Below are 24,311 nucleotides of genomic sequence, written 5' to 3' on the forward strand. Positions count from 1 at the left end.
CGCGCCTGCTGCGGACCGGGTCGAGCTTGTCATGGCCTCGCCGAAGCCGGATCGAGGAGAGCCGGATCAGGCCCGAGCGAACCTACGCCGCGCCTGTCTTCAACGCGTCCTTCAGATCGTATCCTGCCGCCTCCAGCAGCGCTTGCGGCGCACCGATGAGCTTCCGGGCGGCCATGTGCTGCGGCACTGCGTTCACTGTCTCCACCGCGGCAAGACGGCCCGCGCGGAAGAGCAGCACCACCGCCTGCCCCTCCGCCTGCGGCAGGGCGACAACCTCCTCCGCGCCGGTGCCGAGCCCCGCGATCTGAAGCTTGTGCTTGCCCTGATCGCTCCAGAACCAGGGCACGGCGGCGTAGTCCGCCTCCTCTCCCTTCGCCAGACGCCGGGCGATGTGGCGCGCATGGTCCACCGCGGCCTGCACGGATTCGAGCCGCACCCGCCCGCCCTCCGGCAGCGGAAAGGCCGCGCAATCGCCAAGCGCGGAGATCGCCGGGTCGGAGGTCAGCAGCCGGCCATCGACCACCACGCCGTTTTCCACCGTGAGGCCCGCCGCCGCCGCCAGTTCCGCATTCGGGCGCACTCCCGTCGCGGCCAGCACCAGATCCCCCGCGACCATCCGCCCGTCGGTGAGGCGCACGCCGCGCCCGTTCTCCACCGCCTCCACGCAGGCGCCGAGCAGAACCTCCGTCCCCATGGCGCGATGCGCGGCCAGGAACCAGTCCGACATGGCGGGGGACAGCGCCCGCGCCATCAGCCGGGGCGCTGTCTCCAGCACCGTCACGGCCACGCCTGCCGCCCGCGCCATCGCCGCGAATTCCAGCCCGATGAACCCGCCGCCCACCACGATGGCATGGCGGGTCCGTGCCAGCCGGTCGCGCAGCAGCGCGGCATCGGCCAGCGTGCGCAGCTCCACCACCTCGTCCGCGTCCAGCCCCGGCACCGGCGGGCGGAAGGCGCGCGCGCCGGTGGCGAGCACCAGATGGTCATAGGGATGCGCCGCGCCGCCCTCCGTCTGCACCACGCGGGTCTCCCGGTCGATCCCGGTTGCCCGCGCCTCCACCAGCGTCAGGGCGGAGCGGTCGTAGAACCCCGCGGGCTTCAGCAGCAGCCGCTCCGCCTCCCCGTCGGCCATATAGGCCTTGGAGAGCGGCGGACGCTGATAGGGGAGGCCCGGCTCCTCGCCGATCAGGGTCACGGGGCCTGCGAACCCCTCCTGCCGGAGGCTGGCGGCAACCTGAAACCCGCCTTGCCCGGTGCCGATCACCACCACCCGCGCATCGGGGGCGAGCGGCGTCATATCTGCGCCTCGGGCAGATGCACGACGAGACCATCCAGATCCTCGCGCATCCTGATCTGGCACGACAGGCGGCTCGTCGGCTTCACCTCGGAGGCGGCGCAGTCCAGGAGATCGTCCTCCCCCTCGCCGCGCCCGCCGGTGGCCTCGGTCCAAGCGTCGTCCACGTAGCAATGGCAGGTCGCGCACATCATCGACCCGCCGCATTCGCCGATGATGCCGTCGACATCATTGGCAACGGCGGCCTGCATCACGCTGTCGCCCGCGCGTGCCTCCACTTGCGTCTCGGTGCCGTCGGCGGCGATATAGATGATCTTCATGGGGATGGCTCCTCGCAAAATCCGCGGCGCGGCGGGCCGCGGTCAGTTCAGGATGACAGGAAGGTTTATCGGGCCGCGAAAGCCGAAGCCGCGCCACTGCACGACCTCCGGGTCGGGCAGGGCGATGGCCGGGAAGCGCTCGAAGAGCAGCTCCAGCATCACCGCCCCCACCGTCCGGCGGGAGATATGCACGCCGCCGCAATGATGCGGGCCGGAACCGAAGGACTGGTGCGGGTTCTTTGCCCGGAACACGTCGAAGCGTTCGGGGTGGTCGTAGAGATCCTCGTCATGGTTGGCGGAGGCCTGAATGGTCATCACCGTGTCGCCCTTCGGGATCAGGCAGCCGCGGATCTCCACATCCTCCATCACGAGGCGGGAGGAGGCCTGGATCGGCGCGACCCAGCGCACGCCCTCCTCAAACGCCTGACCCCATTTGCCGGTGCGCCGGACCTCCTCCAGTTGCTCCGGCTCCGTCAGCAGGCCGTAGACGATGGTGGAAAGCGCGTCGCGCGGCTCATTGATGCCGCCGCCGATGGCGATCTTGATATTGGCGTAGATCTGGCTCATCGGGATCGGGTTTTCCGCATTGACCATGACGGAGAGCGCAGAGCGGTCCGGCTCCGCCCGCACCCGCTCAACGCAGCGGGCAAAGAGCGCGTCCATCTCGGCATTGGCGCGGTCGGAGACGGCGAAGGGCTCCGCCTGCCAGCCGAAATTCCCCGCCCCGTCGATCAGCGCCTGGCTCCAGAAGATCATCTCCTCATCCGTCGCCTCGGGAATGCCGAGGATATGGGCGAGGATCCGCGCGGCCAGCGGGCCGGAGACCAGCCTGTGCAGGTCCACGATCTCCCCCTTCGGCAGCCGGTCGAGATAGTCGCCCGCGAACTGCCGGTAAAGCGGCTGCCAGACCTCCTGCACCGTCTTCGGCATCAGCGCGGGGGCCATGGCCATCCGCTCCGCCAGATGCTCCGGCCCGTCCTTGCGCATCAGGGTATGGGCCTGAAAGGCGGGGCGCATCGGCGTGTTCGGATCGTTGGAGGAGAAGATCTCCGGCGTGTCTTTTACGTATTTCGTGTCGCTCGCCCGGGTCAGGAACGTCCGGCCCGCCGCCTTGACGCGCAGCACCGGCGCCTCCGCCCGCAGGCGGCGGTAGATCGGATAGGGGTCGAGGTGAAGCTGGTCGAGGGTGATCGTCTCATCCAGCGGGGCGAGCGTCGTGTCAGCTTGCATGGGTGGCTCCCTGTTTGGCGATGACGCCGAGATGGGTTTCCAGCGCGGCGGGATCGGAAAGGAGCGCGGCGCTCGCCCCCTCATGCACGACCCGTCCCCGGTCCAGGATCACGGCGCGGTCGGTGACGCCCAGGATCTTGCGGGCGTGCTGTTCGACGATGATCGTGGCCATCCCCTCCTCCCGGATGATCCGGCGGATGGAGGCGAGCAGATGCTCCACGATGATCGGGGCGAGGCCCTCCGTCGGCTCATCGAGGAGCAGCACGCGCGGGTTGAGCATCAGCGCCCGGCCCACGGCCAGCATCTGCTGCTCCCCGCCCGACAACTGGTTGCCCAGGTTGGCGCGGCGTTCCTCCAGCCGGGGAAACATCTCGTAGACACGGCGGAGCGTCCATTTGCCGGGCCGGGCGGTGGCGGTCAGGTTTTCCTCCACCGTCAGCGAACGGAAGATGTTGCGCTCCTGCGGCACCCAGCCGATGCCCGCCGCGGCGCGGGCCTCCGGCGCGGCACGGGTGAGATCCGCGCCGCTGAGCGTGACGGTGCCGCCGAAGCGGCGGGTCACACCGATGATGCTGTCCAGCAGCGTGGTCTTGCCGACGCCGTTGCGGCCTAGCACGGCCAGCGCCTCCCCCTCCGCCAGCCTGAGCGAGAGGTTGCGGATCACCACCGCATCGCCATAGCCGGTGGTCAGGTCGCGGAGTTCCAGAAGATCAGCCATGCTCGCCCCCCAGATAGACATCGCGGACACGCGGATCGGCCATCACCTCGGCCGGCGTGCCATCGGCAAAGAGCGCGCCGTTGACCAGCACGGAGATCCGGTCGGCGAAGGAGAACACCAGGTCCATGTCATGCTCGATCAGCATGATGGACACGTCCTTCGGCAGCGCGGCCAGCGTGTCCAGCAGCTCCTGCCGCTCCGCCTCCGGCACGCCTGCGGCGGGTTCGTCGAGCAGCAGGACGCGGGGATTTCCGGCCAGCGCCACAGCGATCTCCAGCAGCCGCTGCTTGCCGTAGGGCAGGCTGCGCGTCTGGTGATCCATCACATCCGTCAGCCGGAAGCGTTCGCAAAGCTCCACGATCTCCGCCACGATGTCGCGCCGCGTGCCCAGCCCGCGCCAGAAATCGCCGCCGCCGCCCATCCGCTCCGACACGGCAAGGCCGATGGATTCCACCGGCGTCATGGCGGGGAAAAGCTGGTTGATCTGGAAGGTCCGGCCCAGACCGCGCCGCGCGCGGTCCTGTTGCGACAGGCGGGTGACATCGGTGCCGTCGAGCAGCACCTGCCCCTCGTTCGCGGCCAGAACCCCGGTCAGCAGGTTGACGAAGGTGGTCTTGCCCGCGCCGTTCGGACCGATCAGCGCATGGCGCGCACCGTGGGCCAGCGTGAAGCTCACGTCATCGGTCGCCGTCAGCCCGCCGAAGCGTTTGCGCAGGTGGATGGTCTGAAGCGCGGCGCTCATTTGCCCCCCCGGATGCGGGTCCAGAGGGCGCGGGGCGCGGCATTGATCCGGTCCCGCCCGATCAGGACGATGACGACGAGGATGAGCCCGATCCAGAACATCCAGTATTGCGGCGTGAGGTTGGAGAGCACGTCCTGCAGCAGCTTGAACACCACCGCCCCGATCAGCCCGCCGTAGAGATAGCCGACACCGCCGAGGACCAGCACCAGAAGCACATCCGCCGAGCGGTGGAAGGCCAGCACGTCGAGGGAGACGAACATCGTCGTCTGCGTCAGCAGCCCGCCCGCGATGCCTGCGATGCCGGCGGAAAGCGCATAGATCGCCACCAGCCGCTTGCCCACGGGAATGCCGATGGTGGCGGAGCGCAGCGTATTGTCCCGGATCGCGCGGAGCGAAAGGCCATAGGGCGATGTCACCACCCGGCGGGCGATGAGGAACAGCAGGAAGGTCACGATCAGGCAATAGGCATAGGCCGTGGTGCCCATCAGGTCGAACTCGAACCGCCCGAAGAGCGGGTCGATCCAGACGCCCTGCAACCCGTCCGCGCCGCCGGTCAGCCAGGCGGCCTTGTTCGCGGCCTCCAGGAGCAGCATGGCGATGCCGAGCGTCACCATCAGCCGGGTGAGGTCGGAGGCGCGCAGCAGGAGGAGCGGCGCCGTCGCCGCGCCGAGCACTGCCGCCGCCGCCCCCGCGAGCAGCAGGCCGGTGATCGGCTCCCCCGTCAGATGCACGGAGACCAGCCCCGCCACATAGGCGCCCAGCCCGAAGAAGGCGCCATGCCCCAGCGACACGATGCCCGCGTAGCCGAGGATCAGGTCCAGCGAGAGCGCAAAAAGCCCGAGGATGGCGATTTCCGTCAGCAGCAGGTGCTTGTCGGGCAGCAGGAAGAAGGTCGCCGCAGCGAGCGCCCAGAAGGCGAATTCGGCGGGCTTCCAGCGCCCCGTGCGGCCGAGGTTGGAGAGCGCCCGCGCCTCCAGCGCGACGGCGGTGGGGCGCGCCGCGACGGGCGCGGGCTGGGTGAAGGGAATGTCTGTGGCCATGGGGCGTTTCCTTTCAGCGGGCGCGGATCAGTAGGGGATCAGCGGGAGCGGGCGATGAGCCCCTGCGGGCGCCAGACGAGGATTGCGATCATCAGCAGGTAGATGAGGAAGGCGCCGAGCTGCGGCACGTAGTATTTCCCCGCCACATCCGCGACGCCGATCAGCAGGGCCGCGATGAAGGGGCCGATCAGCCCCGCCGTGCCGCCGATGGTCACGACGATGAGGAAATAGATCATGTATTTCAGCGGGAAGGTCGGATCCATTCCGAGGATCTCCACCGACAGCGCCCCGCCCAGACCGGCCAGGCCGGAGCCGAAGGCAAAGGTGGCGGCGAAGATGGTCGACACCTTGATGCCCAGCCCGCGCGCCACCCGCTGATCGTCCACCGCCGCCCGCAGGCGGGAGCCGAAGCGGCTGCGGGTCAGCACCAGTTGCAGCCCCACCACCAGCACCGAACAGAGCACGATCAGAAAGGCACGATAGCGGCCCACGGGAATGCCGAAGAAATCGAACCTGCCCTGAAGCCAGGGCGGCAGGGTGATCAGCTGCTGCTGCGAGCCGATCAGGTAGTCGGTCGCCGCCACGACCATGAAGACGAGGCCGATGGAAAAGAGCACCTGGTCCAGATGGCTGCGCCGGTAGAGCCGGGCGTAGAGCGTCCTCTCCGCCAGCGCGCCCGCCAGCGCGGGCAGCAGGAAGGCCACCGGCAGGGTGAGCAGGAACGGCACCCCCAGCGGTTCATCAGGATCGCCGTGGCATAACCGCCCAGCAGCGCGAAGGCCCCATGCGCGAGGTTGATGAAATTCATCAGCCCGAGCGTGACCGAAAGCCCCGCCGCCAGGATGAAGAGCAGCATCCCATAGGCGATGCCGTCGATGAGGATGGTCAGCATGGCGAAAGGCTCCATGACAGGACAGGGAGAATGACGGGACAGGGAGGGGCAGCCCGGCGCCGAATGGGCGCCGGAGCGGGGCATCGGAAGCCGTGGTGGCCTCAGGTCAGGAGTCGGCCTTGCCGGGATCCTTCACTGCCTCGAAGGTCTCGAATTCGACGTTCCAGAGCTCACCGTTCACCCGCTCGACCTTGCGCATGTAGACGTTCTGCACGATGTCGCGCGTCTCGGGGTCGATGGTGATCGGGCCGCGCGGGCTGATCCAGCTCAGGCCCTTCATCGCCTCCATCAGGCTGTCGCCATCCGACTTGCCGCCGGTCTTTTCCAGCGCGGCATAGATCGCATGCATCCCGTCATAGCCGCCTGCGGCCATGAAGTTCGGGCGCATCCCCGGGTTGGCCTTGGTGAAGGCCTCGACAAAGGCGCGGTTCTCCGGGCTCGAATGCGCGGCGGAGTAGTGGAAGCCCGTGATCGCGGCCAGCGCCGGATCGCCCATGCCGTTCAGGATGTCGTCATCCGTGATCCCGCCATCGGCCAGCAGCCGGACGCCGGACTTGTCCAGCCCGCGTTCCACATATTGCTTCATGAAGGGCGCGCCCACGCCGGAGGGCACGAAGACGAAGATCGCATCGGGCTTCTGGTCCGCGACCTTCTGCAGGAAGGGCGAGAAGTCCGGGTTCGCCAGCGGCACGCGGAGGGATTCGGAGACCTGACCCCCGGCCTTGCTGAAATCCGCCACGAAGGTCTTTTCCGCGTCGATCCCGGGGCCGTAGTCGGAGACGATGGTGACGGCCGACCGGATGCCCTCCTTCGCCGCCCATTCCGCGATCTTCGAGGTGACCTGCGGCGTGGTGTAGCTGGTGCGCACGATATAGGGCGATTGTTCGGTGATGGAGGAGGTGGCCGCCGCCATGACCACGGCCGGAACCTTGGCCCGGGTGGCGAGCGGTGCGGTCGCCATGGCCAGCGGCGTCAGGCCGAAGCCTGCCAGCACCGCCACCTTGTCCTTCACGATCAGCTCCTGCGCCAGCCGTTTGGTGGTGTCGGCGACGCCCGCGTCATCCTTCACCAGCAGTTCGACCTCGCGCCCGGCGACACTCGCGCCATGTTCGGCGATGTAGAGCTTTGCCGCCGCTTCTATCTGCCGCCCGGTGGAGGCGAAGGGGCCGGTCATCGGCAGGATGAGCCCCACCTTCAGCGGCTCATCCGCCGCCAGCGCCGGAAGCCCGGCGAGAACCGCGGACACGCCGAGTATGGCGCCCGCAAGCAGGTTGCGTCGTTTCATCTTTCTCCTCCCCATTTTCGGATGCAGGCTCCCTTCCCGCACCCGGATCGTCCCGGATCAGCCGTAGCGGCGGATCAGGCTCGCCCCCGGCAGACCGTCGAGCGGCTTGTGCAGGCGAAGCGCCCGCATCAGATTGCGATGCGACAGCCGCGCATGTTCGCGCAGGATCGCCTCCACCCGCGCGCCTTCCCGGGCGCGGATCGCCTCCAGCACCGCGCGGTGCTGGTCCTGCGCGACGATCAGGTGACGCCGCGCCTGTTCGGTATTCTCATTCAATTGCACCAGCGCGCTGGCGGAGGCGAAGGGCCGCGCATTGGCCCGTTGCGCCTCCTGCCGGAGCAGTGCCGATCCGGTGGCCGCCACCAGCCCGGCATGGAATTCCGCGTTCACCGCGGAATAGCGCATGACCTGGGCCGGGCCGAAGACCGGCGCCTCCAGCACCGTGTCGATACCGTCGAGCACATGGTCGAGGCGGGAGAGCGCGTCCTCCGCCCCGCCCCGCTCTGCCAGAAGGCGGGCGGCAAGCCCCTCGATGGCACCGCGGATGTCGATGGCCTCAGCGATTTCCCGTGGCAGAAACCCCCGCACGGTGAAGCCGCCTGAGGTGAGCGGCTCAAGCAGCCCCTCCTCCCGCAACTGCTGGATGGCCGCGCGGATCGGGGTCCGCGACATGCATAGCCGCTCGGCCAGAAGAACCTCCGTGAACCGCTCGCCCGGCACCATTGCGCCAGTCACGATCAGGTCGCGCATCCCCATGACGGCGCGCGAGGTCTGTGTACCCGCCTGGGCATCTGCAGGGATGGCTTCCTCGGTCACGGTGGCTCCTCCTGCATCAGTGGTATACATGGAAGACGATTCTCGCAAAGGATTTGCGCGATACTCGCGGTTAACTCCCCCTAAAGTATGAGTGCCGCCAGTATGAGTGTATACATTTATCCCCCGACGAGCTGCACTGGCAGAGCGGCCAGGCCGCGAAGCGTATTGTTGTAGCTGCGCTGCGGCTCCCCCGCGAGGTTGATCGCGGAGCAGTGACGGGCCAGGGCGTCCAGCACCACCTCCCCCTCCAGCCGGGCCAGGAGCTGGCCCACGCACATGTGCACGCCGGAGCCGAAGCCGACATGGCCGGAGGCGCGCCGCCCGATGTCATAGCTCTCCGGCGCCTCCCACCGGCGGGGATCGCGGTTGGCGGAGGCGAGGAACATCAGCACCTTCGCGCCCTCCGGCAGGGTGATCCCGCCGACCTCCACCTCCCGCGTGGTGGTGCGGAAGAAGGTCTGCACCGGGCTTTCGAACCGGATCCCCTCCTCGAAGGCGGCGCGCGCCAGCGTCCGGTCCGCGCGCAGCCGCGCGAATTCACCGGGGTTGCGCGCCAGGCAGAAGAGCGCCGCGCCGATGCCGTTCACCGTGGTGTCGAGCCCCGCCGTCAGCAGGGAGCGGCAGAGCAGCACCGCCTCCTCCGGGGTGATCTCCCCCGTATCGGCGGCGGCATGGACGGCGGCGCCGAAGCCGTCGGGGGAGAGGTTCTCCCTCCGGCATTGCTCCGTCACCCAGGCGACATGCGGCGCGGCGCGTTCCAGCGCCTCCCGGCGCAGGCGGTTGTCCGGCCCGAAGGCGTTGAAGGCGAGCCCGGCATAGGGCAGCAGATGCTCCCGCCCCTCCTTGCAGAGCCCCACCGCATCGGGGAACACCGACAGCGGAAACGCCTCCGCCAGATCGGCGATGCCGTCGATTGCGCCCCGCGCCGCCAACCCCGCGACCAATGTGTCGGCGGCGGCGGCAAAATCCTCCTTCAGCCGCCGCATCACTAGGGGAGAGAGCACGCGCTGCAGCACGGCGCGGGCGCGGTCATGCTCCGGCGGATCGGTCTCCAGCACGAGGCTCGGCGGGCGCCACGGCTTTTCGCGGGCGAAGTCGGACAGTCCCACCCCGCGGGAGGAACAGAAGGTCTGCCAGTCGTTCAGCACGGCATGGACCTCCGCATAGCGCGCCACGGCATAGATGCCGTAGCGCGACAGCCAGACGACCGGCCCCGCCTCCCGCAGCGCCTCCTGCGCCGGATAGGGATCGTCGAAATAGGCGATGTCGAAGGGGTCGAGGTCGGAGACGGGCACGCCCGGCGGCGGGGCGGCAAGGGGTCTGAGCGCGGTGGCGGTCATGGCTTTCTCCTGGCGGGAAATGGGACTGGCGGGCGCATCCGCGCGTCCGGCGCGGAACGGACCGCGCCGGACGGGACGCCCGGGGGTGGGGGCGTCGGGGCAAGGGCGTTCAGGCCGCGGATTTCCCCGGGTCGCGCACGGCCTCGTAGGTCTGGAACTCCACGTTCCAGAGTTCGCCGTCGCGGCGTTCGACCTTGCGGATATAGACGTTCTGCACGATGTCGCGCGTCTCCGGGTCGATGGAGATCGGGCCGCGCGGGCTTTCCCAGGCCATGCCCTTCATCGCGGCGATCAGGCTGTCGCCATCCGACATCCCGCCGGTCTTCTTCAGCGCCTCATGGAGCAGGTGCATCCCGTCCCAGGCGGCCACCCCCATGAAGGCCGGGCGCGTGCCCGCCTTCGCCGCGTAATCGGCGACGAACTTGCGGTTCAGGTCGCTGTCATGCGCGGCGGAATAGTGGAACCCGGTCAGGATCCCTTCGGCGGGCGGCCCCATCATCGGCAGGGTCTCATCATCCGTCACGCCGCCGTCTGCGATGAGCCGGATGCCGGATTTGTCCAGCCCGCGTTCGACATATTGCTTCAGCAGCGGCCCGCCCACGCCCGACGGCACGAAGACGAACAGCGTCTGCGGCTTCAGATCCGCGACCTTCTGGAGAAAGGCGGAGAAATCCGGGTTCTGGAGCGGCACGCGCAGGCTTTCCAGCACCTTGCCGCCCGCCGCCTCGAACTTCGTCTTGAAGGTCGCCTCCGCATCGACGCCGGGGCCGTAGTCCATGACCAGCGTGACCGCGCTGCGGTCGCCCTGTTCCAGCACCCAGTCGGCGATCTTCGAGGTGACCTGTGGCGTGGTGTAGCTGGTGCGCACGATATAGGGCGACTTCTCCGTCACCACCGATGTCGCGGCGACCATCACGATCTGCGGCACCTTGGCCCGGGCGGAGATCGGCGCCGCAGCGAGCGCGAGCGGCGTCAGCCCGAAGCCCGCCAGCGCCTCCACCTTGTCATGCACCACCAGTTCCTGCGCGAGCCGTTTCGTCGCATCGGCGACCGCGCCATCATCCTTCACGACCAGTTCGATCCGCCGCCCGGCGACCTCCTCGCCATGCTGGGCGAGGTAGAGCCGCATCGCGGTCTCGATCTGCTTGCCATAGGGCGCGAAAGGCCCGGTCATCGGAACGATCACGCCGACCTTCAGCGGTTTCGCCTCCGCCCATGCCGGGCGCAGGCCCGCGGTCGCGCTCAACGTTGCACCGGCCGCTGCGGCGGCCAGGAAGCTGCGTCTGTCCATTTTCCCTCCCTTGCCGGACCTCCTCCGCCCGACAACAAAACCGTAGCAGCGGTTTTGAAATCTACTTAGCAAATTTATCAAATTATGATTATCTACGGCATGAATTACCGTGACTTGGACCTCAACCTGCTTCTCCTTCTTGAGGCACTTTATGCGGAGGGCAGCGTCACCGCCGCCGCCGCGCGGCTGAAGACCAGCCAGCCCACGGCCAGCTTTGGCCTGAACAAGCTGCGCGCAGCACTCGGGGACGAGCTTTTCGTGCGCGAGGGGGCGGGGATGCGCCCCACGCCCTTCGCCCAGCAGATAGAGGAGCCGGTGAGCCGCATCCTCGGCATCGTGCGCCAGGACCTGCTGCGCCAGCGCGGCTTCGACCCGAAGACCTCGCAGCGCAGTTTCGCCTTCTCCACCTCCGACATCGGGGAACTGGTGTTCCTGCCGGAGATCCTCTCCACCCTGCGAAGGGAGGCGCCCGGCGTCACCTTGCGCTGCCTGTCGCTGCCGCCGGACGAGTTGCAGCAGGCGCTGGCCGACGGGATCGTGGACATCGCCTTCGGCTATTTCCCCGACCTTCAGGGGGCGCTGATCTATCAGCAGAAGCTCTTCGTGCATCCGTTCACCTGTGTGGTGCGCGCGGATCACCCCCTGATCGGCGATGGCCTGACGCTGGAACAGTTCGCCTCGCTGGAACATGCCGTGGTGGAGCAGAAGGGGCGCAGCCAGGAGATCGCGGAACACCGGATGAAGGAGCTGGGGATCGAGCGGCGCATCGTGCTGCGCTCCCCGCATTTCATGTCGGTGCCGCTCTTGGTGGCGTCGTCGGACCTCATCTCCATCGTGCCGCTTGCCGTCGGGCGCGCCTATGCGCGGATCGCGCCGCTGAAACTGGTGCCGCCGCCCTTCGACATCCCGCTGATCGAGTTGAAGCAGTTCTGGCACCGCAGGCTTCATGCCGATCCGGGCGTCGTCTGGATGCGCGGGATCATCGCGCGGCTCTATCTCAACCGCGACCCTTCCGTGGACGCGCGCTCCCCGATCTTCCGCCTGCCGTAAACGGGAGGGCGGCTGATAGGCGCAAGTTTCGCCCAGGCGCTCCGGACGCTGCGGCGGGGCATCCGAGGCGGGAAGGCATCTGCAATCCCGCAGTGTTTCGGCGCGCAATCGCAGGCCGGGTGGCCGCGAATACGCAGGTGGGGCAGTGAGCGGGGAGAACAGCCGCGAATAGCCGTGGCCGTTGCGAGGCCGCCTACACCCGCCGTGACCCGCCGTCCGCCCCACACCATCCGTCATGCCACGAGCCGCCTGCCGTCTCACCGTCGCAGAGGGCATGACCTGCTCATGCGGATACCCTGGCGGGCCGATGTATTCGCACTCCTCGACATACACGGCCGTCCGCGCCTTTGCCGCCCTGCGGGGGTGTTGGCGCAGGTCGGGCAGTCGGGGGGAAGATCAGTGACCGCGTTCGCGCCAGCGCAGAAGGCGCGCTTCGACGAGGCTGACCAGCAGCGAGGAGAGGTAGCCGATGGCGCCGAGGATGATCACCCCGGCGAACAGGTCGGGAGACCGGTAGAGGCGCGCCGAAACCATGATGTAGTGCCCGAGCCCTTCCAGCCCGCCGATCATCTCGCAGACGACGGAGAGGATGAGCGCCGCCGTGACGCTGATCCGCATCCCGGCGAGGATGTCGGGCAGGGCAGAGGGCAGCACGATCTTCCAGATGGTCTCCAACCGGCTGAGATTGAGCGCCCGGGCGATCTCATAGAGCCGTGGCTCCACATTGGCAAAACCATGGATTGTGGAGAGCAGGATCGGCCAGATCGTCCCGAAGGCGATCACGAAGGTCGCCATCCCGTTCGAAAGGCCGAGGAAGGCGATGGCCAGCGGAATGACGGCGGAGGCGGGGAGGGGCCGCAGGAACTCCAGCATCGGGGTGGTCGCGGCCCGTGCCGTGCGCGAGATGCCGATGGCGGAGCCCAGCAGAATGGCCAGGACCGAGGCGACGAGCCAGCCGAAGAACATGTGCCGCAGCGTTCCCAGCGTCTGCGAGACGAGCGCCCCGTTCTGAAATCCCCGAACGAGGGAGGCCCAGGCCTTCTCCGGGCCGGGCAGGAAGAGGGGCGAGATCACACCGGAAGCCGAGACGAGGTACCACGCCAGCACCACGGCCGCTGCCACGAAGAAGCTCAGCAGCCGCGCGGCTGCGGGAGACATTGCGCTCATGGTTTCGCCTCCGCCAGCGCGGCGCGGCCGAAAAGCTTCCCCTGCGCCGCCAGAAGCAGGGCGTTCAGCGCAAGTCCTATGAAGCCGATCCAGAAGAAATAGGCGAGCATCAGATCCGGGCGGAGCGCCTGTTGCGCCGTCATGATCCCGTAGCCGAGGCCCTGAGGGTTGACCGCAATCTCGATCGTGATGGAGATGACGAGCGCCAGGCTCGCCGCGAGCCGGAAGGCCACGAAAAGCCGGGGCAGGATGGCGGGGAGGATGATCTTGCCCACCGTGGCGGAGCGCGACAGGCGAAGCGCGCGCGCCACCTCGCGAAGGCGGGGCTCGACCCCGCGCACCGCAGCGCGGGTCAGGATGAGCATGAGGAAGAAGCAGGATTTTCCCACGATGGCGAATTCCATCCCGTAGCCAAAGCCGAACACCATCAGTGCAACGGGCAGCAGGGCCACGGAAGGAATGGGGCGGAGCGCCTCCACCGTCACTTCCATCGCACGGTCGATGAGGGGCACCACCGCGAACAGGATCCCCGCCAGCATCCCGAGCACGCCGCCCATCAGCAGCCCCCCGAAGGCCCCGGCCAGCGTCTGCCCAGTGGCGCGAAGGACCGAACCATCGGCAAGGCCCGTCGCAAGAGCGGCGGCGATGGCGCTCGGCGGGGCGAGGGTATCGCTGACGATGGCACCGCTGCGGAGCCACAACTCCAGCCCCGCGAGTACGATCAGGGGCAGGACGGCGCCGATCCAGCGCGAGGGCCGGTCGCTCATGCTTCCGATTCCCTGATGAAATCGAACAGTTCGCGGCGCAGGCGCAGGAATTCCGGCTCCTCCCGGGTTTCGAGCTGACTGCGGGGCCGGGGAAGGCGTACCGGCACGTCGATGCCGACGCGCCCCGGATGGGGAAGCAGGCCGATGACCCGGTCGCCCAGATAGATCGCCTCCTCCAGATCATGGGTGACGAAGAGGACCGTGGTCCCGGTCCGTGCGACGAGATCCAGAACCTCGTCCTGCAGGCCCTGGCGCGTCATGGCGTCGAGCGCACCGAAGGGTTCGTCCATCAGCAGAACGGACGGATTCTGCGCAAGGCAGCGGGCGATCTGCAACCGCTGCTGCATGCCGCCCGACATCTCGGTGGGATATTTGTCGCCCTGTCCGGGAAGACCCACCAGCGTCAGCAGTTCCTCGATGCGGGCGGCGCGATCCGCGCGGGGCGTTCCCGCCGCTTCGAGGGCCAGAGAGACATTGCCCGCCGCGGTGCGCCAGGGCAGCAGCGCCTTGCCGTAATCCTGAAACACGATGGCCACGTCTGATCGCGGCCCGGTCATCGGCGCGCCGTCAAGGCGCACCGTACCCTTGCTGGGCGCATAAAGGCCGCCGGCCAGCCGGAGGGCGGTTGTCTTTCCGCATCCCGACGCCCCGATGACGCAGAGGAACTGGCCGGAGGGCACGGCGAAGGAAATGTCACGCAGTATCGTCTTCTGTCCGAAGGCGAGGGAGACAGTGTCGAAAACAAGCTTGGCGGCTTCGGCCACGCTGAGCACCTTCCTGTTTGTCAGCCGGGCGCGTCGGGGTAGACGTAGCGCAGCGTCGTTTCCAGATGCGCCGAAAGCAGCGGCGCGGCGCGGGCGTGGTCGCGCGCCAGCACGACCTCCGCCAGCGTCTCATGCACGGCGACGAAATGATCCGGGTCGGTGAGCCGGCGCAGCATCAGCCGGCGATACCGATAGGCCTGGTCGTAGAGGGTGGAGGCGGCCTCCAGCAGACGCGGCGATCCGCAGGCGGCCAGAAGCGACATGTGGAACGCCTTGTGCAGCACGTCATAGTCCGGTGTCCCTTCCAGCGCCTCCATTCCCGCGCGGCGGACCAGGGATTTGAGCCGGTGGAGCGAGGCGAGTATCTCCGCCTCCCAGCCGTCCTCGCCGTGCTGGAAGGCGAGGCGCAGGCCCTCCACCTCGACCAAAGCGCGCAGCTGCGTGAGATCGGCCAGATCGGCCCGGCTGATGTCGCTCACCCGAAAGCCCCGCCGCCCGATCGCGACGACGAGACCCTGCGCGACGAGCCGCGAGAGGCCCTCCCGCACCGGGGTCGTTCCCATGTCGTACTGACGCGCGATTTCCACGACGCCAAGCCGGTCACCGGGGCGCAATTCGCCGGACAGGATGCCCGACCTCAGGCGGAGCGCCGCACGCTCGGCCAGGGTCAGATCGAGTTCCTGCCCGGTCTCCATCCTCAGTCGGCCGCGATGACGCCGGCCGGATCGACATTCCCCTGCAACAGGCCCTGCGCCTTCATGAGGTCGAGCCACCAGCCGATATCCTCGGCCGAGAGCGTGGCGTCGTATTTCGACGGTGCCGTCGCCCGGACGAGATCGGGGCTCTGTTCGGTGAACTTTGCGACCGATGCAATCACAACCTCCCGGTCGGTTGCGGCAAGCTCCGCCGCCTCCGCGATCGCGGCGCGGAACTTCTGCACGGCCTCGGGGTTCGCCTCCGCCCAGTCGCGGGTCGAGGCATAGAAGATGATGGGCGCGGAACCGCCCAGTTCGGCGATGAAGCGCGGGCCCTCATGCCCATAGCCGGCGGAGAGGATCCTCTGCACCGTCGGGCCGCCGGAAAGCACCGCATCCACCGCGCCCATCCTCAACACATCGGGCATGGAGGGAAACGTCGTCTCCACCATGTTCACCTGCGCGGGATCGACGCCATTGGCCATCAGGTAACGGTTGAACAGGATGTGGATATACGCGCCGAATCCCGGAACGCCGACCTTCTTGCCGACGAAATCCTGTGCCTTTTCGATCGTGACGCCGTCCCTCACGATGGCGAGCGTCCCCTCGTTCGTCGCCTCGTGCATACGCGAGGCGCCGGCCAGCGCGACGAGATCGAGCCCCCCATCCACGGCCTGAAGGAAGACGGAGGATGTGGGCCCCCCGATCTCCAGCGATCGCGACAGGAGGGCGGGCGGAATGTTGGAGTTCAGCGCGATGCGCGTCATCTCCACGTCCAGTCCGTGTTTCTCGAAAATCCCCTGATCCACGGCGATCATCGCCGTTCCGCAATCGGCGGATGACGTGCAGCCGACGTGGATTTTCTGAGCTGCCGCCGGTGCCGCAAGCACTGCGGCAAGCCCTGCCGCCACGATTAGCGCGCGTTGTTTCATGTCGTCTCCCCCCATGCCGGTTCGGAACCAACCCTCCCGTTGACTCCACCGCATTTTATCGACAATCCTGATTATTGTGCATCCTGTCAAGCCGGGTGCGGGGGAGGGGAGACTGCAATGAAGCTGGCCACTTACCGGTCGGAAGACCGCGTTCGCATTGGTGTCGTGGATACGGAGGCCGGCACCATCTTGGATCTTGCTGCTGTCGCCGAAGGGGAGGGTGAGCGGCAGATGTTCTCTTCCATGCTGGCGCTCATCGACGCGGGGGAGGCGGGGCTGGATGCGGCGCGCGCACAGGTCGAGCGCCGGACGGGGGATGGCGAAGTCAGCCGCCCGCTCGCGCAGGCAAGCCTGCTTGCCCCGCTGCCGGAGCCGCGGCAGATGCGCGACGGCATGTCCTTTCCGACCCACATCCTGCAATCCGGTTCGGGAATGGGGCGGGCGCTGGCGGAGGCGCGCGCGGCGGGAGACGAGCAGGAGGTTGCGCGGATCATGGAACGCGCGTTGCCAGAGCTGCCGGAGATCTACAGCCGGATGCCGATCTACTACTTTACCAACCGCCTTGCCGTGACCGGGCCGGAAAGCACCGTGGTCTGGCCACGCTACAGCCGGGTGATGGATTACGAACTGGAGTTCGGCATCGTCACGGGCCGGAAGGGGAAGGACATCCGCGCGCAGGACGCGGAGGATCACATCTTCGGCTACACCATCTTCAACGACTTCTCCGCGCGCGATCAGCAGATGCAGGAGATGCAGGGCCGGCTTGGTCCCTCGAAGGGCAAGAGCTTCGAGAACTCCAACGCCCTTGGCCCGTGGATCGTGACGCGGGACGAAATCCCCGATCCCTACGGCCTGCGGATGACCGCGCGCATCAACGGGCGCACCGTCTGCGACAGCACGAGCAAGGGAATGCTGTTCAGCTTTGAGGAGATCCTCGCCCATGTCAGCCGCGACGAATGGATCCATCCGGGCGAATTCTTCGGCTCCGGCACCGTCGGGAATGGGTGCGGGTTGGAGAACGGCTGGTTCCTGTCGGACGGCGACACGATCGAACTGGAGGTGGAGGGGATAGGAGTGCTCCGCAACCACGTCGCCACGGCCGCCTCCACCAAGGAGAAAACCCAATGACCACGATCATCGATCTTTCCGTCCCGCTGGCGAACGACATTCCGGCCGACCCGCCCGGCAACGATCCCCGGATCGACTACATCGATCACAAGGCCAGCCTGCCCTCCATGCTCGCGCATTTCCCCGGTCTGACGCCGGATCAGCTGCCGGATGGAGAGGGCTGGGCGGTTGAACGCGTGACGCTTTCCACCCACAACGGCACCCATATCGATGCGCCGTGGCACTACCACTCGACGCAGGACCACGGAAAGCCGTCGTTGCGGATCGATGAGATCCCGCTCGATTGGTGTTTTCGCCCTGGCGTGAAGCTCGATTTTCGCCACCTGCCCGATGGGCATGTCGTCACGGCGGCGGAGGTACAGGCGGAGCTGGCCCGTATCGGTCATGTGCTCGAGCCCTTCGACATCGTGGTGGTCAATACCTCCGCCGGCAGGAAGTTCGGTCAGGCCGATTACGTCAGCAGCGGCTGCGGCATGGGGTATGAGGCGACGATGTTCCTGCTCGATCAGGGTGTCCGCGTGACGGGAACCGACGGCTGGAGCTGGGATGCGCCATTCGTCCACACTGCAAGGAAGTTCGCGGAAACCGGTGATGCCTCGCTGATCTGGGAGGGCCACAAGGCAGGGCGGCACACCGGTTATTGCCACATCGAGAAACTCCATAATCTGGAAGCGCTGCCGGCAACCGGGTTCACGCTCAGCTGTTTCCCGGTGAAGATCGAACGGGCCTCCGCAGGGTGGTGCCGCGCTGTCGCCATTCTGGACTGAGGGGACTGGCAGTTGCCCGGCATGGCGGCGGAAATCACCGGGAAGCCGAGGGGGGACCCATTCCTCAGGTTTCCATGGCGGTCCATCCCGCGGGTAGCAGGAGGGGTCTGCTCGGGAGCGGGTCTCCGGTTTGGGAGACGTTGCTGACCGCCTGGGCCATCGCGCGCTGCCTGCTGGATGCGGGTGTGACGCCGCAGGCGGTCAGCCTGCTCTGGGGGCAGGCGGCCGAGATCTCGGAGGCGCTGATCGCCGCGCCTGAAATCCACAAGGTCTCGCGGATCGGCTCCACCCGCGTCGGGCGCATCACAGCCGCGGCCGCGGGGCCGGCCTTGAGGAAATCCACCACGGAACCGGGCGGCCATGGGCCGGTGATCGTGGCCGCGGATGCTGTGGCTGAACCACTTTGCCTTGGCGCAGCCCGGAACGCCCTTTGGCGGCGTAATGGACAGCGGCTTCTGCGCAGAGGGCGGTATCGCGGCCCTGCAATCCTATTCCATGGCGATGCTCGTGCCGGGACACACCCTTGACCGCCCCGGCAGCGAAAAGGTCACGAGGATCAGAACAGCGCCGGAGAGGGGCAATTCGCTCATCGGATACCCGTCCGGAGATCGCCGAGGTCGGACCATTCCCCGGACGCCTGCCGCGCCAGATCCTCCTGATCGCAGATCAGCACAAGCCTGTTGTGATGGTCGGAATATTGCACGAGGATGTTGATCCCGGCATTGGCGAGCGCGCGAGAAATCGCGCCAAGCTGGCCCGGGATGCCCTGTTTCAATCTGCGGATCAGAGGTTTGCGGATCGCCACGACCACGATCCCGGCGTCGCGGGCCGCACGGGCCGCAGCCTCGCCATCGCGGAACAGGAAGTGCGCGATGGCTCGCTCACCTGTGCCGAACACCCCGCCGCCCTCGAACGACACCCCGGCCCGGCCCATCGTCTCGCCCAGTTCGGCGAGCGCGCCCGGACGGTTTTCCAGATGAAACTCAATGTCGAACATGATCGGGTGTCCCCTTGTGGGTCGCGCGGCTGTCAGTCGGGGTCTCATTGCAGGCGGTCATACCGTGATCCCGTATCGCCGGTGCGATACGCAGACGGTAGTCGGCAAGGACATGATCCCGTCCGGCGGCCTGCACGCGCCGGTGTTCATGCGTGTTTCGCCATGCCGCGATCGCCGCTTCGTCGCGCCGGAGAGACAGGGACAGAACCCTGCCGGGGATCGTCAGGCTCCGGGAACGCTCAATCGAGATGAAGCCGTCAATGGTCGCCAGCAGCGGGCGCAGCTGCTCAGCCAGCTCGGGGTACTCCTCCTGCGCCTCGCCCGAAGCCCCGGCCTCGAAAATGACGGCGATCATACATGCATCTCCTGTGGAGCCGAGACCCGCGTGACGAACCGGCGGCTTGCGTGCCGGATGAGCGCCTCGCATCTGGCAAATCCGCAGTTCTTGCGCTTCGATGGGTCCACCGCCAGTGGGGCGCGACGGTTTTCATATCCGGTAGAACAGACGCGGCAGTCGGCCGATCTTCGCCCCTCATGCGGCGCGAAATGGCGCATCGAACCGGCTCCGCGACGCAGACTGTATTCCCTGCATCGACTGGCATATTGCGGGACGAGGCCAGGCTGCTTCTGGTCGATGCGACAGGGCGTAGCGCGGGTAATCATGGGTTCTCCCTTTCTTGTGGGCCCCTGAATGAGCCGATTGGAGACTTAGCCGATTGGAGATCCGGAATGGTTCGGTTAAGATCGAACCATGAGAGAAGGCCCGGATATCGCGCGTATCGCCGCCCTGGTGGCTGATCCTGCTCGCAGTGCGATGCTGATCGCGCTGATGGATGGGCGTGCGCTGACCGCGACGGAGTTGGCGGGCCTCGGCGGAATTACGAAGCAGACCGCCAGTTCCCATCTTGCCAAGCTGGTGGATGGGGAGTTGCTGATTGTGGAGGCGCAGGGGCGACACCGCTACTTCCGTCTGGCCGGTTCCCACGTCGGCAGCCTGCTCGAAGCCTTGATGGTCTTTTCCAGAGATGCGGTGCGACCCCTGCGCACCGGTCCGCGCGATCCGGCGCTGCGCAAGGCCCGCATCTGCTACGATCATCTGGCGGGGGAGATGGGGGTTCGGCTTTTCGAGCGGATGCAGGGGGATCAATGGTTGGCGGAGGATCTGACCGTGACCGAGCGCGGCAGCACCAAGCTGACCGAGATCGGGCTGGACCTCAGGGATTTTCCGCCAAGCAACCGCCCGCTCTGCCGCGCCTGCCTTGACTGGAGTCAGCGGCGACAGCATCTCGCCGGACGGCTGGGCAAGGCGATACTGGACCATTTCATCGCCCGATCCTGGGCACAGCGATTACCAAACTCCCGCGTCATCAGCTTTACCGCCGAAGGCGAGCGGGTCTTCAACGGGTGGCTGCGCTGACCGGCGGAGCCGCCCGGAGCGAGGCCAATGGGGACGCGCTGTTGGTCCTGTGCCCCTCGGGTGGCGGCTTTAGGGGATGGGCAGTGGATTTCCCGATCAGCTTGTGCGCGCGGCGTCACCCCGACTGTCGCAAGAAACATGCCTGTCTTGCCTGCAATGCGCCGAAACTCTGATCTTCCGCGACTGCGGTATGAGGGGGACGGCGATGCTGGGAGAGGTGTTCCGACACGCATGCGCCGTCATCCCCAAGATCCGGGACTCAAGGCCGATCACCTGTGGGACAGCCGATAGCCAACCCCCGGCTCGGTGAAGATCCAACGCGGATCGGCGGCGTCGTCGCCCAGCTTGACGCGTAACTGGCGGATGTAGACGCGCAGATACTGACTGTCCTCGGCATGGGCGGGGCCCCAGATCGCCTTCAGGATCATGTCCTGCGTAACCAACCGCCCGGCGTGGCTGGCAAGAAGCCAGAGAAGATCGAATTCCTTGCGGGTCAGCTTCAGGTCCTCTCCCGCAAGGCTGGCCCGGTGATCGGCCGCATCAATCACCAAGGGGCCCAGTTCAAGAACCGCCGGAGCGGCATCCCTCGCCCGGTCGCGCAGGAGGCCCCGCAGTCGGGCCAGCAATTCACCCGTGGAAAAGGGCTTGGTCACGTAATCCTGCGCTCCGGCGTCAAGGGCTGCGATCTTGCCGGCCTCGTCGCTGCGCACCGACAGAACCAGAACCGGCAGTTGCGACCATTCCCGCACCGTCTTCAGCACAGAAATTCCATCTGCATCCGGGAGGCCGAGATCGAGAATGATCGCGGCGGGCGCCTCCCGCGCGGCCAGTGCGATCCCTTCGCGCGCCGTGCCCGCCTCTGACACCACATGCCCCTCGGTTTCCAGCGCCACACGCAGGAAGCGGCGGATCGGCGCCTCGTCCTCGATGATGAGGATGCGGGCGGGTGGGCTGTTTGCAGGGTCGCTCACGCGGAGACCTCCGGGTTCCACATCGGCAATTCGATCACGATCCTCGTGCCGCGCCCATCGGGATGCACGGCTTCGGCGAGGATGGTGCCGCCATGGGCTTCGACGATGCCCTTGCAGATGGCAAGACCCAAACCCGTGCCCGCCTGTCCGCCGTCCCCCTGCTCGGCCCGCCAGAACATGTCGAAGACCTTGTCCGCGGCCCCGGGCATAAGGCCAGGTCCGTCATCCTCGACCGTCAGGATCGCACGGGCCTTCGATTGATACGCGGCAATGCGGATCGGTCTGCCGGGACCGGCATATTTGCAGGCATTGTCGAGGATGTTGACCAGCACCTGCTCGATCAGCACGGGTTCGACCTGAACGGGGGCCATGTCGGCAGGGATCGCCACCGTAACCGGATGCCCGCGGAGCGGCCCCCGGAGCCGGTTTCGTGCGCCCCCGGCCAGTTCTCGCAGATCGCTGGCCATCGTGCGCGGCTTCAGCGCGCCATGGCCAAGCCGCGTCATGTCGAGCAGGTTCTGGATGTAGCGGTCGAGGCGCTCCCCTTCTTCCCGAATCGTCTCGACCAGCATCTGTGACCCTTCCGCGCTCAGACCCGGTTGCCCCAGCCCCTCGGCCGCGCCGAGGATCGAGACCAGCGGCGTGCGCAGATCATGGCTCACAGAGGAGAGCAGCGTCGTGCGCAGGCGCTCGGTCTCGCTCGTCACGCGGGCATGTCCCAGGTCGTCGGCAAGCTTCACCCGCTCCAACGCCAGCGCCACCTGATCGGCCAGTGCTTCGACCAACCGCCGGTCGCCCGGTGCCGGTTCACGCCCGTCCTCATAGGCCAGACCCAGAACCCCGATCCGTCGGTCCGAAGCGACCAAGGGAAGGAACAGCCAGCGCGAGGCGGGCAGGGTGGCAGTGCCCTTGCCCGCCGGTTCGCCATGTTCAAAGGCATAGGCGGCGGCAGAGATTTCACGCGGCTCCATCCGGTCTTCGGGCGGAAAGGCCCCCGCGATCGCCAGGGGCCGGCCTTCCTGCGGCAACAGCACAATCGACTGGCATTCGAGCACCGCCGCGACATGGCTGACCGCCGCCCAGACCACATCGTCGACCGAGGCCGCGGCGGCCGCCTTGCGCGAGAAGTCGTAAAGCTTGCGCGTCCGGTCAGAGATTGCGCGTTGGGCAACGGCCCGGTCCCGCAGACGCGCGGTGAGATTGCCGGTCAGGATGGAGGCGGCCAGAAACAGCAACAGCGTCAGAAACTGCCCCTGGTTCCAGATATGAAGGGTCAAACGTGGATCGGTGAACAGCAGGTTGTAGGCGAGGAAGCTCAGCAGCGCCGCCGCGACCGACGGCCAGCGTCCAAGTTTTGCCGCCACGGCCACGACGGCTGTCATATAGAGCAGCGACAGGCTGAGTACCGGGATCCACCTGTCCGCCGCGAAGGCCAGCAGCGTCGTCGCCGCGACCACCAGCGTCACCACACCGAAGATGCGCAGGGCGTTGCGGATATTTGTCGGCGCCGGACGCTGGCGCTGGCGGGCGGGGCGTTCCTCGTCAGTGACAAGGGTGAGTTCGAACTGCGTCGCCCCGCGCAGCAGCCCTGCGACAACCAGATCATGAGAGCTGGGCACCAGCCAGCGAAGCAAGCGCGATCTTGGGGCGGGACGCGGCAGGACGATGCGGCGGACGTTGCGCTTCTGCGCGAAGTCGAGAATGTCCTGCGCGGCATCGCCCTCGCATTGCAGCACCGTCACCTCGGCCCCCAGCCGTTCGGCAAGACGAAGGGAGCCGGTTCCGGGGTCTTCGGCCCCGCCCCGCCGCGTCTCCGCCCGCAGGCTGGTCATCGCCACAGCCAGCCATTCGACCCGCGCCCTGTCGGCCGAGCGTTTGGCGATGCGCACGGCATCGCGCCCCACCGCCTGTTCCGGCAGGACAACAAGGATGCGCTCCTGCGTGGGCCAGGGGCCTTCGATCGCATTGACCGCCATATGCTGCTTGAGTTGCGCATCGACCCGGTCCGCCGCCGTGCGCATCGCCAGTTCGCGCAACGCGGTCAGATTGCCCTTGGCAAAGAAGTTCGATACCGCCCGCGCCGCCTGATCCTGCATATAGACCTTGCCCGCCCGCAGACGCGCGATCAGCTCGTCCGGGGGCAGGTCGATCAGCTCGATCTCGTCGGCCAGCTCCAGCACCTGATCGGGCACCGTCTCGCGCACGCGGATGCCGGTGATGCGGGCCACCGTATCGTTCAACGTCTCGACATGCTGGACGTTCAGCGTGGTGTAGACATCGATCCCGGCGGCCAGAACATCCTCGACATCCTGCCAGCGTTTTTCATGACGGCTGCCAGAGAGGTTGGAATGCGCCAACTCGTCGATCAGGGCGAGGCCGGGGCGGCGGGCGATCAGCGCATCGACATCCATCTCCTGCAGAATATGGTTCTGATGATAGACCGCGCGGCGCGGAAGGACTTCGAATCCGCGCAGCATAGCTTCGGTTTCGGGCCGTCCATGGGTTTCGACCACCGCAGCCAGGACTTTGACGCCTTCGGCCGCGCGATCCCGCGCGGCCTGCAACATGGCAAAGGTCTTGCCCACCCCGGGCGCGGCGCCGAGAAATATCTTCAGCCGTCCCCGCCCGTCGCGGCGGGCCTCCATCAGCAGGGCATCCGGTTGGGGACGCGACGGTTCTGACGACATC

General features: G+C 67.3%; 25 protein-coding genes and 1 pseudogene. 5 read left to right on the forward strand and 21 right to left on the reverse strand.

The window, feature by feature from the left end:
• Positions 1–82: 82 nt before the first annotated feature.
• The 12 genes and pseudogenes from CN97_RS08225 to CN97_RS08275 all read right to left on the reverse strand — a co-directional run bounded on the left by CN97_RS08225 (position 83) and on the right by CN97_RS08275 (position 10,968).
• A complete protein-coding gene (locus CN97_RS08225; protein WP_035709720.1) occupies positions 83–1,297 on the reverse strand; it encodes an NAD(P)/FAD-dependent oxidoreductase in 1,215 nt (404 codons plus the stop codon).
• A complete protein-coding gene (locus CN97_RS08230; RefSeq protein WP_035709722.1) occupies positions 1,294–1,614 on the reverse strand; it encodes a 2Fe-2S iron-sulfur cluster-binding protein in 321 nt (106 codons plus the stop codon). The genes CN97_RS08225 and CN97_RS08230 overlap by 4 nt, the downstream gene beginning before the upstream one ends.
• 42 nt (positions 1,615–1,656) lie before the next feature.
• On the reverse strand, positions 1,657–2,844 hold the full coding sequence (locus CN97_RS08235; RefSeq protein ID WP_035709724.1) for a cytochrome P450: 1,188 nt from the start codon (positions 2,842–2,844) through the stop codon (positions 1,657–1,659).
• A complete protein-coding gene (locus CN97_RS08240; protein ID WP_035709727.1) occupies positions 2,834–3,562 on the reverse strand; it encodes an ABC transporter ATP-binding protein in 729 nt (242 codons plus the stop codon). The genes CN97_RS08235 and CN97_RS08240 overlap by 11 nt, the downstream gene beginning before the upstream one ends.
• A complete protein-coding gene (locus CN97_RS08245; RefSeq protein WP_035709734.1) occupies positions 3,555–4,304 on the reverse strand; it encodes an ABC transporter ATP-binding protein in 750 nt (249 codons plus the stop codon). Before CN97_RS08245 ends, CN97_RS08240 begins: the two co-directional genes overlap by 8 nt.
• A complete protein-coding gene (locus CN97_RS08250; protein WP_051911077.1) occupies positions 4,301–5,344 on the reverse strand; it encodes a branched-chain amino acid ABC transporter permease in 1,044 nt (347 codons plus the stop codon). Before CN97_RS08250 ends, CN97_RS08245 begins: the two co-directional genes overlap by 4 nt.
• A 38-nt stretch (positions 5,345–5,382) precedes the next feature.
• Positions 5,383–6,072: a branched-chain amino acid ABC transporter permease gene (locus tag CN97_RS08255; RefSeq protein WP_254915613.1), complete on the reverse strand. Its 690-nt coding sequence runs from the start codon at positions 6,070–6,072 to the stop codon at positions 5,383–5,385.
• 59 nt (positions 6,073–6,131) lie between these two features.
• Positions 6,132–6,320: pseudogene (locus CN97_RS21385) on the reverse strand (hypothetical protein); the annotation flags it as partial.
• Between the two features lie 22 nt (positions 6,321–6,342).
• Entirely contained in the window at positions 6,343–7,521 is a 1,179-nt protein-coding gene (locus tag CN97_RS08260) for an ABC transporter substrate-binding protein (RefSeq protein ID WP_035709737.1), read from the reverse strand.
• 57 nt (positions 7,522–7,578) lie between these two features.
• On the reverse strand, positions 7,579–8,337 hold the full coding sequence (locus CN97_RS08265) for a GntR family transcriptional regulator (protein ID WP_165496703.1): 759 nt from the start codon (positions 8,335–8,337) through the stop codon (positions 7,579–7,581).
• A 116-nt stretch (positions 8,338–8,453) separates the two neighbouring features.
• Complete coding sequence (locus tag CN97_RS08270) at positions 8,454–9,677, reverse strand: cytochrome P450 (RefSeq protein ID WP_035709740.1); 1,224 nt, start codon at positions 9,675–9,677, stop codon at positions 8,454–8,456.
• A gap of 109 nt (positions 9,678–9,786) precedes the next feature.
• Positions 9,787–10,968 carry an ABC transporter substrate-binding protein gene (locus CN97_RS08275; protein WP_035709742.1) on the reverse strand — a complete coding sequence of 394 codons (1,182 nt, stop codon included), beginning with the start codon at positions 10,966–10,968 and terminating at the stop codon, positions 9,787–9,789.
• Between the two features lie 99 nt (positions 10,969–11,067).
• Here CN97_RS08275 and CN97_RS08280 point away from each other — a divergent pair, with 99 nt between their 5' ends.
• Positions 11,068–12,018 carry a LysR family transcriptional regulator gene (locus CN97_RS08280; protein ID WP_035710096.1) on the forward strand — a complete coding sequence of 317 codons (951 nt, stop codon included), beginning with the start codon at positions 11,068–11,070 and terminating at the stop codon, positions 12,016–12,018.
• 396 nt (positions 12,019–12,414) lie between these two features.
• On the opposite strand, the gene CN97_RS08285 is transcribed toward CN97_RS08280, so the two are convergent.
• Genes CN97_RS08285 through CN97_RS08305 form a run of 5 tightly spaced genes read right to left on the reverse strand, consistent with a single transcriptional unit; the run spans position 12,415 to position 16,343 of the window.
• A complete protein-coding gene (locus tag CN97_RS08285; RefSeq protein ID WP_211253658.1) occupies positions 12,415–13,185 on the reverse strand; it encodes an ABC transporter permease in 771 nt (256 codons plus the stop codon).
• Entirely contained in the window at positions 13,182–13,952 is a 771-nt protein-coding gene (locus tag CN97_RS08290; protein ID WP_035709754.1) for an ABC transporter permease, read from the reverse strand. The genes CN97_RS08285 and CN97_RS08290 overlap by 4 nt, the downstream gene beginning before the upstream one ends.
• Entirely contained in the window at positions 13,949–14,716 is a 768-nt protein-coding gene (locus tag CN97_RS08295) for an ABC transporter ATP-binding protein (RefSeq protein ID WP_211253659.1), read from the reverse strand. The genes CN97_RS08290 and CN97_RS08295 overlap by 4 nt, the downstream gene beginning before the upstream one ends.
• A 20-nt stretch (positions 14,717–14,736) precedes the next feature.
• The gene (locus tag CN97_RS08300) at positions 14,737–15,411 is read right to left on the reverse strand and encodes a GntR family transcriptional regulator (RefSeq protein ID WP_035709759.1); all 675 of its coding nucleotides are present in this window, start codon (positions 15,409–15,411) and stop codon (positions 14,737–14,739) included.
• 2 nt (positions 15,412–15,413) lie between these two features.
• Positions 15,414–16,343, reverse strand: coding sequence for an ABC transporter substrate-binding protein (locus CN97_RS08305; RefSeq protein WP_035709761.1), 930 nt, complete (start codon positions 16,341–16,343; stop codon positions 15,414–15,416).
• Positions 16,344–16,460: 117 nt separating this feature from the next.
• Between CN97_RS08305 and CN97_RS08310 the strand changes: the two genes are divergently transcribed.
• The 3 genes from CN97_RS08310 (at position 16,461) to CN97_RS08320 (ending at position 18,765) form a co-directional block, all read left to right on the forward strand.
• On the forward strand, positions 16,461–17,471 hold the full coding sequence (locus CN97_RS08310; protein WP_051911078.1) for a fumarylacetoacetate hydrolase family protein: 1,011 nt from the start codon (positions 16,461–16,463) through the stop codon (positions 17,469–17,471).
• The gene (locus CN97_RS08315) at positions 17,468–18,238 is read left to right on the forward strand and encodes a cyclase family protein (RefSeq protein WP_035709770.1); all 771 of its coding nucleotides are present in this window, start codon (positions 17,468–17,470) and stop codon (positions 18,236–18,238) included. The genes CN97_RS08310 and CN97_RS08315 overlap by 4 nt, the downstream gene beginning before the upstream one ends.
• 74 nt (positions 18,239–18,312) lie before the next feature.
• Complete coding sequence (locus CN97_RS08320) at positions 18,313–18,765, forward strand: aldehyde dehydrogenase family protein (protein WP_084684056.1); 453 nt, start codon at positions 18,313–18,315, stop codon at positions 18,763–18,765.
• Between the two features lie 59 nt (positions 18,766–18,824).
• On the opposite strand, the gene CN97_RS08325 is transcribed toward CN97_RS08320, so the two are convergent.
• Positions 18,825–19,235 (reverse strand): amino acid-binding ACT domain-containing protein, encoded by a 411-nt coding sequence (locus CN97_RS08325; protein ID WP_035709774.1) that lies wholly within the window; start codon positions 19,233–19,235, stop codon positions 18,825–18,827.
• Entirely contained in the window at positions 19,222–19,590 is a 369-nt protein-coding gene (locus tag CN97_RS08330; RefSeq protein WP_035709779.1) for an antibiotic biosynthesis monooxygenase family protein, read from the reverse strand. The genes CN97_RS08325 and CN97_RS08330 overlap by 14 nt, the downstream gene beginning before the upstream one ends.
• A gap of 396 nt (positions 19,591–19,986) precedes the next feature.
• Here CN97_RS08330 and CN97_RS08335 point away from each other — a divergent pair, with 396 nt between their 5' ends.
• Positions 19,987–20,652 (forward strand): ArsR/SmtB family transcription factor, encoded by a 666-nt coding sequence (locus CN97_RS08335; RefSeq protein ID WP_035709781.1) that lies wholly within the window; start codon positions 19,987–19,989, stop codon positions 20,650–20,652.
• 269 nt (positions 20,653–20,921) lie between these two features.
• On the opposite strand, the gene CN97_RS08340 is transcribed toward CN97_RS08335, so the two are convergent.
• Together CN97_RS08340 and CN97_RS08345 are read right to left on the reverse strand one after the other, a co-directional pair.
• On the reverse strand, positions 20,922–21,623 hold the full coding sequence (locus tag CN97_RS08340) for a response regulator (RefSeq protein ID WP_035709783.1): 702 nt from the start codon (positions 21,621–21,623) through the stop codon (positions 20,922–20,924).
• On the reverse strand, positions 21,620–24,310 hold the full coding sequence (locus CN97_RS08345; RefSeq protein WP_035709786.1) for a sensor histidine kinase: 2,691 nt from the start codon (positions 24,308–24,310) through the stop codon (positions 21,620–21,622). The genes CN97_RS08340 and CN97_RS08345 overlap by 4 nt, the downstream gene beginning before the upstream one ends.
• Position 24,311: the final 1 nt, after the last annotated feature.

Source organism: Haematobacter massiliensis (genome assembly GCF_000740795.1).
GTDB classification, from domain to species: domain Bacteria; phylum Pseudomonadota; class Alphaproteobacteria; order Rhodobacterales; family Rhodobacteraceae; genus Haematobacter; species Haematobacter massiliensis.

Coding starts and splice junctions, on each gene's coding strand:
- CN97_RS08235 (WP_035709724.1), bottom strand. CDS start 2,844: ATGCAAGCTGACACGACGCTCGCCCCGCTGGATGAGACGATCACCCTC.
- CN97_RS08335 (WP_035709781.1), top strand. CDS start 19,987: ATGAGAGAAGGCCCGGATATCGCGCGTATCGCCGCCCTGGTGGCTGAT.
- CN97_RS08310 (WP_051911078.1), top strand. CDS start 16,461: ATGAAGCTGGCCACTTACCGGTCGGAAGACCGCGTTCGCATTGGTGTC.
- CN97_RS08330 (WP_035709779.1), bottom strand. CDS start 19,590: ATGATCGCCGTCATTTTCGAGGCCGGGGCTTCGGGCGAGGCGCAGGAG.
- CN97_RS08305 (WP_035709761.1), bottom strand. CDS start 16,343: ATGAAACAACGCGCGCTAATCGTGGCGGCAGGGCTTGCCGCAGTGCTT.
- CN97_RS08345 (WP_035709786.1), bottom strand. CDS start 24,310: ATGTCGTCAGAACCGTCGCGTCCCCAACCGGATGCCCTGCTGATGGAG.
- CN97_RS08320 (WP_084684056.1), top strand. CDS start 18,313: ATGGCGGTCCATCCCGCGGGTAGCAGGAGGGGTCTGCTCGGGAGCGGG.
- CN97_RS08285 (WP_211253658.1), bottom strand. CDS start 13,185: ATGAGCGCAATGTCTCCCGCAGCCGCGCGGCTGCTGAGCTTCTTCGTG.
- CN97_RS08230 (WP_035709722.1), bottom strand. CDS start 1,614: ATGAAGATCATCTATATCGCCGCCGACGGCACCGAGACGCAAGTGGAG.
- CN97_RS08250 (WP_051911077.1), bottom strand. CDS start 5,344: ATGGCCACAGACATTCCCTTCACCCAGCCCGCGCCCGTCGCGGCGCGC.
- CN97_RS08300 (WP_035709759.1), bottom strand. CDS start 15,411: ATGGAGACCGGGCAGGAACTCGATCTGACCCTGGCCGAGCGTGCGGCG.
- CN97_RS08245 (WP_035709734.1), bottom strand. CDS start 4,304: ATGAGCGCCGCGCTTCAGACCATCCACCTGCGCAAACGCTTCGGCGGG.
- CN97_RS08325 (WP_035709774.1), bottom strand. CDS start 19,235: ATGTTCGACATTGAGTTTCATCTGGAAAACCGTCCGGGCGCGCTCGCC.
- CN97_RS08240 (WP_035709727.1), bottom strand. CDS start 3,562: ATGGCTGATCTTCTGGAACTCCGCGACCTGACCACCGGCTATGGCGAT.
- CN97_RS08290 (WP_035709754.1), bottom strand. CDS start 13,952: ATGAGCGACCGGCCCTCGCGCTGGATCGGCGCCGTCCTGCCCCTGATC.
- CN97_RS08260 (WP_035709737.1), bottom strand. CDS start 7,521: ATGAAACGACGCAACCTGCTTGCGGGCGCCATACTCGGCGTGTCCGCG.
- CN97_RS08275 (WP_035709742.1), bottom strand. CDS start 10,968: ATGGACAGACGCAGCTTCCTGGCCGCCGCAGCGGCCGGTGCAACGTTG.
- CN97_RS08315 (WP_035709770.1), top strand. CDS start 17,468: ATGACCACGATCATCGATCTTTCCGTCCCGCTGGCGAACGACATTCCG.
- CN97_RS08225 (WP_035709720.1), bottom strand. CDS start 1,297: ATGACGCCGCTCGCCCCCGATGCGCGGGTGGTGGTGATCGGCACCGGG.
- CN97_RS08270 (WP_035709740.1), bottom strand. CDS start 9,677: ATGACCGCCACCGCGCTCAGACCCCTTGCCGCCCCGCCGCCGGGCGTG.
- CN97_RS08280 (WP_035710096.1), top strand. CDS start 11,068: ATGAATTACCGTGACTTGGACCTCAACCTGCTTCTCCTTCTTGAGGCA.